The 7061-nt window shown below is 70.8% G+C and carries 5 protein-coding genes and 1 pseudogene; all 6 read left to right on the top strand.

Annotation, left to right across the window (positions count from 1 at the left end):
* Window positions 1-3 precede the first annotated feature (3 nt).
* Window positions 4-1002, top strand: a complete 999-nt coding sequence (locus tag HOQ08_RS08960) for a sulfate ABC transporter substrate-binding protein (protein WP_291193450.1) — start codon at window positions 4-6, stop codon at window positions 1000-1002.
* Window positions 1003-1009: 7 nt separating this feature from the next.
* The gene (cysT, locus tag HOQ08_RS08955; protein ID WP_291193448.1) at window positions 1010-1837 is read left to right on the top strand and encodes a sulfate ABC transporter permease subunit CysT; all 828 of its coding nucleotides are present in this window, start codon (window positions 1010-1012) and stop codon (window positions 1835-1837) included.
* Complete coding sequence (gene cysW, locus HOQ08_RS08950; protein WP_291193446.1) at window positions 1834-2694, top strand: sulfate ABC transporter permease subunit CysW; 861 nt, start codon at window positions 1834-1836, stop codon at window positions 2692-2694. Before cysT ends, cysW begins: the two co-directional genes overlap by 4 nt.
* Before the next feature lie 68 nt (window positions 2695-2762).
* A pseudogene (locus HOQ08_RS08945) lies at window positions 2763-3797 on the top strand (TOBE-like domain-containing protein); the annotation flags it as partial.
* A 255-nt stretch (window positions 3798-4052) separates the two neighbouring features.
* Complete coding sequence (locus HOQ08_RS08940; RefSeq protein ID WP_291193444.1) at window positions 4053-4967, top strand: peptidylprolyl isomerase; 915 nt, start codon at window positions 4053-4055, stop codon at window positions 4965-4967.
* Between the two features lie 123 nt (window positions 4968-5090).
* A partial coding sequence (locus tag HOQ08_RS08935; RefSeq protein ID WP_291193442.1) for an AsmA family protein occupies window positions 5091-7061 on the top strand: 1971 nt, incomplete at its 3' end.

The following is a 7061-nucleotide window of genomic DNA, read 5'->3' as shown; positions in this document are numbered from 1 at the left end:
GCCATGAGAAAGTCGACTGTCTTGTGCGCCGCCTTCGCCATGCTGGCCGCCGCCACGGCCGCGGCGCGAACCGTGCCCCTGCTCAACGCCTCCTACGATCCCACGCGCGAGCTCTACCGCGACGCCAACGCCGCCTTCGCCGCGCAATGGAAGGCGCAGCATGGCGAGACCGTGGCCATCCGCATGTCCCACGGCGGCTCGGGCAAGCAGGCGCGCGCGGTGGTCGACGGCCTGCCGGCGGACGTGGTGACGCTGGCGCTGGCCTACGACGTCGACGCGCTGGCCGACCGCAAGCTGCTCGCCGCCGACTGGCAGCAGCGCCTGCCGGACAACAGCGCGCCCTACACCTCGACCATCGTTTTCCTGGTGCGCAAGGGCAACCCGAAGCACATCCGCGACTGGTCCGACCTGGTGCGGCCGGGCGTGCAGGTGATCACGCCCAACCCGAAGACCTCCGGCGGCGCGCGCTGGAACTTCCTCGCCGCCTGGGGCTACGCGCTCAAGCAGCCGGGCGGCGACGAGGCCAATGCCAGGGCCTTCGTGCACGAGCTGTACAGGCACGTGCCGGTGCTCGACACCGGCGCGCGCGGCGCCACCAACACCTTTGTCCAGCGCGGCATCGGCGACGTGCTGCTGGCGTGGGAGAACGAGGCGATGCTCGCCAGGCAGGAAAGGGGCGGCGGCGACGTCGAGATCGTGGTGCCCTCGATGAGCATCCTGGCCGAGCCGCCGGTGGCGGTGGTCGACCGCAACGTCGACAGGCACGGCACCCGCGCGGTGGCCGAGGCCTACCTGAAGTTCCTCTACTCGCCCCAGGGCCAGGCGATCGCGGCGAGGCACTACTACCGCCCGCGCGCGCCGCAGGCGATGGCGCAATACGCGAAGCAGTTCCCTGAGGTGAACCTGTTCACCCTGAAGGACACCTTCGGCGACTGGCGCCAGGTGCAGGCGAAGTTCTTCGCCAATGGCGCGATCTTCGACCAGATCGGGCCGGGGAGCTGAGCCTGCCATGCGACGACGACACTTTCTTCCCGGCTTCAACCTGAGCCTGGGCTATTCGCTCACCTACCTGGGGCTGATCGTGCTGCTGCCGCTGGCGGCGCTGGCCTGGAAGGCCTCGGGCCTGGGCTTCGATGGACTGGTGCGGCTGCTGCGCGTGCCGCGGACGCTGGCGGCGCTCAAGCTCAGCTTCGGTGGTGCCACGCTGGCGGCGGCGATCAACGTGGTGGTCGGCCTGCTCGTGGCGTGGGTGCTGGTGCGCTACCGCTTCCCGGGACGGCGCCTGTTCGATGCAGTGGTCGACCTGCCTTTCGCGCTGCCCACCGCCGTGGCCGGCATCGCGCTCACCGCGCTGTATGCGCCCAACGGCTGGATCGGCCGGTGGCTGGCCGAGATCGGCATCAAGGTCGCCTACACGCCCGTGGGCGTGCTGGTGGCGATGGTGTTCGTCGGTTTTCCGTTCGTGGTGCGTACGCTGCAGCCGGTGCTCGAATCGCTGGAGCGCGACGTCGAGGAGGCGGCCGAGACCCTCGGCGCCAGACGCTGGCAGGTGTTCCTCAAGGTGATCCTGCCGATGCTGGCGCCGACCTTGCTGACCGGCTTCGCGCTCGCGCTGGCGCGGGCGGTGGGCGAGTACGGGTCGGTGATCTTCATCGCCGGCAACATCCCGATGAAGTCGGAGATCGCGCCGCTGCTGATCGTGCAGAGCCTCGAGCAGTTCGACTACGCCGGCGCGGCCGCTCTGGGCGTGGCGATGCTGGCGTTCTCCTTCGTGCTGCTGCTGGCGATCACGCTGCTGCAGCGATGGAGCCACCGCTGGGCGGAGAGCGCGCCATGAGCCGGCCCAGCCGCCGTCCGGCGGGCTGGCCGCGCCTGCTGGGCCGCGGTTTGCTCACGCTCGCCGCCATTGCGTTCCTCGTCGCGTTCCTGCTGCTGCCGCTGGCGACGGTGTTCGTCGAGGCGCTGCGTCAGGGCATCGGTGCCTTCTTCGCCAGCATCGGTCAGGACGAGGCGCGCTCGGCGATCGTCCTCACCCTGCTGGTGGCGGTGATCGCGGTGCCGCTGAACCTGGTGTTCGGCGTGGCCGCGGCGTGGGTGATGGCGCGCTTCGAGTTCCGCGGCAAGGCGCTGCTCGGCGCCTTCATCGACCTGCCCTTTTCGGTGTCGCCGGTGGTCTCCGGCCTGGTCTACGTGCTGCTGATCGGCGCGCAGGGCTGGTTCGGGCCGTGGCTGGATGCGCACGGCATCACGATCATCTTCGCCGTGCCGGGGCTGGTGCTGGCGACGATGTTCATCACCCTGCCCTTCGTGGCGCGCGAGCTGATCCCGTTGATGCAGGCGCAGGGCGGCGAGGAAGAGGAAGCGGCCCGCGTGCTGGGCGCCAACGGCTGGCAGATGTTCTTCCGCGTGACGCTGCCCAACATCCGCTGGGCGCTGCTCTACGGCGTGCTGCTGTGCAATGCGCGAGCCATGGGCGAGTTCGGCGCGGTATCGGTGGTGTCCGGGCACATCCGCGGCCTGACCACCACGATCCCGCTGGAAGTGGAGATGCGCTACAACGAATACGACTACGTCGGCGCCTTCGCCGTGGCCTCGCTGCTGGCCCTGCTCGCGCTGCTGACGCTGGCGGTGAAGAGCGCGCTGGAGTGGCGCTATGGCGACGAGCTCGCCGCGCATGCGCCTGGCGGACGGTGATCCATGCGAATTCCATGGCCCATTCCCCCGCGTTCGCCCGCTCGCCATCCCGCGAAGGACACGACCCCATGACGCTCGAACTGGCCCGCCTCAACCGCCGCTTCTCCGACTACCCGGCGCTCAACGACGTCAGCCTGGCCATCGCACCGGGCGAGTTCCTCGCCGTGCTCGGGCCTTCCGGCTCGGGCAAGACCACGCTGCTGCGCATCCTGGCCGGGCTCGATTACCCGGAAAGCGGGCAGGTGTCGTTCAACGGCAGGGATTTCCTGGCCGCAGCGCCCCGCCAGCGCAACGTCGGCCTGGTGTTCCAGCACTACGCGCTGTTCCGCCACCTCACCGTCGCCGAGAACGTGGCCTTCGGGCTGCGCGTGCGCCCGCGCCGGGTGCGCCCGAAGCGGGCGGACATCGACGCGCGGGTCGAACACCTGCTCAAGCGCGTGCAGCTGGAAGGCTTCGGCAGGCGCTATCCCTCGCAACTGTCCGGCGGCCAGCGCCAGCGCGTGGCATTGGCCCGCGCGCTGGCGGTCGAGCCGGAGCTGCTGCTGCTGGACGAACCCTTCGGCGCGCTCGACGCACAGGTGCGCGTTGCCCTGCGCCGCTGGCTGCGCCGCCTGCACGAGGAGCTGGGCCTGACCACCGTGTTCGTCACCCACGACCAGGAGGAGGCGCTCGAGCTGGCCGACCGCATTGCGGTGATGAACCGCGGCCGCATCGAGCAGGTCGGCACGCCGCGCGAGATCTACCAGCAGCCGGCCACGCCGTTCGTCTGCGAATTCATCGGCAAGGCCAACCACCTGGCGCTGCGCCGCGAGGGCGAACGCTTCGTCGCCGGCGGCTGGGCCTTCGCCGGCGAGCCGTGGATGGGCGAGCACGCCCGGGCGATCGCCTACGTGCGGCCCGAGCACCTGACGCTGTCCGCCACGCCGACGCCCGGCGCATGGCGCGCGCACCTGCGCCACGTCTACCTCGCCGGCGCCGTGGCGCACCTGGAACTGGACGTGGCCGCGCTGGACCAGCCGCTGGAGGCCGACATGGCCAGCGAGGATCTCGCCCGCATGGGCCTGCGCGCCGGCGACGGCCTCTACGTTTCGCCCAGCCACGCGGTGATCTTCCCGCTGGGCCGCGACGGCAAGCCGTTGGCCGAGGATCGCTGGCTGTGGCGGGTGGCCGTGCCGGCAGTCCCCGTCCGCCTGCCGCTGCAGCGGCCGGAGGCCGGGGTGAGCCCGCAGCGCGCGGATGGCGAGATGCAGCGGTAGGCGGCCGCGGTCGTGGACCTGCGAGGGCGCCGGCCGCCCCTGCCTGCCGGCGATGGCGACGCTATAAGCTTCGCTCCTCGTCCACGCCTGCAGGGAACGTCCATGCGCCGATCGCTTCTCGCCGTCACGCTCGCCAGCCTCGTCGCCTTGCCTGCGCTGGCCGGCGAGGCGCAGCACACGCCCACCCCGAAGGAACTGCTGGCGCAATCGAAGCCGCAGGAGTGGCGCACGCCGGACCCGGCCAACCTGCTCGACATGAAGCTGCCGCAGGGCCACGTGCTGATCGAGCTGGCGCCGGATTTCACGCCGCTGCACGCAGCCAACATCCGCACGATGGTGCGCGAGCACTATTTCGATGGGCTCGCCATCGTGCGCGTGCAGGACAACTTCGTCACCCAATGGGACGACCCGGCCGCGGACGACGAGGACAAGGCGCACATCAAGCCGCTGGGCAGCGCTAAGCAGACCCTGCCGCCGGAATACACCCGCGCCATCGACCCGAAACTCGAGTGGACCGCGCTGCCCGACGGCGACGTCTACGCGCCGCAGGTGGGCTTCTCCGAGGGCTTCCCGGCCGCGCGCGATCCGGCCATCGGCCGCGAATGGCTGACGCACTGCTACGGCGCGGTCGGCGTGGCGCGCGACATCGACCCGCAAAGCGGCAACGGCAGCGCGCTCTACGCCATCATCGGCCAGGCGCCGCGCGGGCTGGACCGCAACCTCGCCATCGCCGGCCGCGTGATCCAGGGCATGGAGCTGCTCTCGGCCATGCCGCGCGGCCCGGCGCCGATGGGCTTCTACACCGACAAGAAGCAGCGCGTGACGATCGAATCGGTGCGGCTGGCGGCCGACCTGCCGCCGGCGCAGCGCCCGAAGATCGAGGTGCTGCGCACCGACAGCGCCACCTTCGCCAAGCTCATCGAGGCCAAGCGCAACCGCCGCGATGCGTTCTATACGGTGCCGGCGGGCAAGATCGACCTGTGCAGCATCAGCGTGCCGTCGCGCGAAGCCAGATAGCCGGCACGCCGCCCCCCGCCTGTCCGCCGCATGAAGCGGTGGACGGCCCGACGACGAAATCTTCTCGCCGCTGCCGCTAAGCAGGAGGGTGGCGCCGTCTGGCGTCGCCGCCTGGCGCGACGGATGAGGCATCGCTCCAAAATACTGCGCTGGGCCGCCGGCGTGCTGGCGGGCCTGGTCGTGCTGCTGGCGATTGCGGTCGCGCTGTTCGACTGGAACCGGCTCAAGCCCTTCATCGACGACAAGGTGAGCCAGGCGATCGGGCGACCGTTCGCCATCCGCGGCGACCTCAGCCTGGCCTGGCGCCGCGACCGGGCGCTGGGCGGCTGGCATGCCTGGCTCCCCTGGCCGCAGTTCACCGCACGCGACATCGTCATCGGCAACCCGCCCTGGACCCGACAACCCCGGTTCGCCACCTTGCAGGCGTTGCGTTTCGAGCTGTCGCCGCTGGCGTTGCTCGCCCATCGCATCGACGTGCCCTCGCTGCAGCTCGTGCAGCCGGCGGTGGACCTGGAGCGGGACAGACAGGGCCGCGACAGCTGGACCTTCGCGCTGCCGAAGGGCGGCGCGCCGTCGGCGTGGAAGCTGGAACTGGGCACCATCGGTTTCGACCGCGGCACGATCGCGCTGGACGATGCGCAGACCGCCAGCCGGTTGACGGTCACGCTGACGCCGCTGAAGGGCGCGATACCCTACGACCAGATCGTGGCGCAGCAGTCGACCGCCGCGCGCGAGCGGGTGGGCCAGGCCATGGGCGCAAGCGCGAAGCAGGCACTGGCGCCGGAACAGGCCAACGCCGGCGCCACCGCAGTGGGCCAGCGCAACGCAGCCGATTATGTGTTCGGCTGGCGCGCCGAAGGCCACTACAAGGGCGCGCCGGTGCAGGGCGACGGCCGCATCGGCGGCGTGCTCGCGCTGCGCGGCGGCGGCCGCCCCTTCCCCGTGCAGGCCGACGTGCAGCTGGGCAACAGCCACGTCGCGCTGGTCGGCACACTCACCGATCCGCTGGCGCTGGGCGCGCTGGATCTGCGGCTGTGGCTTTCCGGCGCGAGCATGGCGTCGCTGTACCCTTACACCGGGGTCACCCTGCCGGACACGCCGCCCTACGCCACCGAAGGCCACCTGCAGGCGACCCTCGACACCACGCACGGCAACCATTTCAGCTACCGGCAGTTCCGCGGCCGCGTCGGCGGCAGCGACGTGGCTGGCGACGTCGACTTCGACACCGGCGGCGCGCGGCCGAAGCTGACCGGCGTGGTGCATTCGAAACTGCTGCGGTTCACCGACCTGGCGCCGCTGGTGGGCGCCGATTCCAACGCGCGCAAGCAGCAGCGCGGAGACATTACGCCGCAGCCGGCGGACAAGCTGCTGCCGGTCGAGGCGTTCCGCACCGACCGCTGGCGCGCGATGGATGCGGATGTCCGCTTCAGCGGCGCGCGCATCGTGCGCGACAAGTCGGTGCCGCTCGACGCGCTGGACACCCACGTGGTGATGACGGACGGCGCGCTCACGCTCGATCCGCTGCGCTTCGGCCTGGCCGGCGGCCACGTGCAGGGTGCGCTGCGGCTCGATGGCGGCAAGGCGCCGATGCAGGGCCGGCTCGATCTCACCGCGCGGCACCTCAAGCTCAAGCAGCTGTTCCCCAACGTGCAGACCATGCGCAGCAGCCTAGGCGAGATCAACGGCGGCGTGAAACTCGCTGCCCGCGGCAACTCGGTCGCTGCGCTGCTCGGCAGCGCCGACGGCGAGGCGCAGCTGCTGATGAACGACGGCGCGATCAGCAAGACGCTGCTGGAGACCGCGGGCCTCAACGTGGGCAACATCCTCATCGGCAAGCTGTTCGGCGACAAGACGGTGCAGATCAATTGCGCCGCCGCAGACCTGGGCGCGAAGGACGGCCTGTTCGGCGTGCGCCTGTTCGTGTTCGACACGCCCGATGCGCTGGTCAACATGGACGGCACGGTGGACTTCGGCAGCGAGAAGCTCGACCTGACCGTGAAGCCGCACACCAAGAGCCTGCGCATCCTCTCGCTGCGCTCGCCGCTGTACGTGCGCGGCACGCTCAAGCATCCGGACGTGGGCGTGCAGAAGGGG

The sequence above is a fragment of the Frateuria sp. genome, from assembly GCF_013362045.1.
Classification (GTDB): domain Bacteria; phylum Pseudomonadota; class Gammaproteobacteria; order Xanthomonadales; family Rhodanobacteraceae; genus Frateuria_A.
This window is presented reverse-complemented; position numbering and strand designations above follow the sequence as displayed.

Coding starts and splice junctions, on each gene's coding strand:
- HOQ08_RS08960 (WP_291193450.1), top strand. CDS start 4: ATGAGAAAGTCGACTGTCTTGTGCGCCGCCTTCGCCATGCTGGCCGCC.
- HOQ08_RS08940 (WP_291193444.1), top strand. CDS start 4,053: ATGCGCCGATCGCTTCTCGCCGTCACGCTCGCCAGCCTCGTCGCCTTG.
- cysT (WP_291193448.1), top strand. CDS start 1,010: ATGCGACGACGACACTTTCTTCCCGGCTTCAACCTGAGCCTGGGCTAT.
- cysW (WP_291193446.1), top strand. CDS start 1,834: ATGAGCCGGCCCAGCCGCCGTCCGGCGGGCTGGCCGCGCCTGCTGGGC.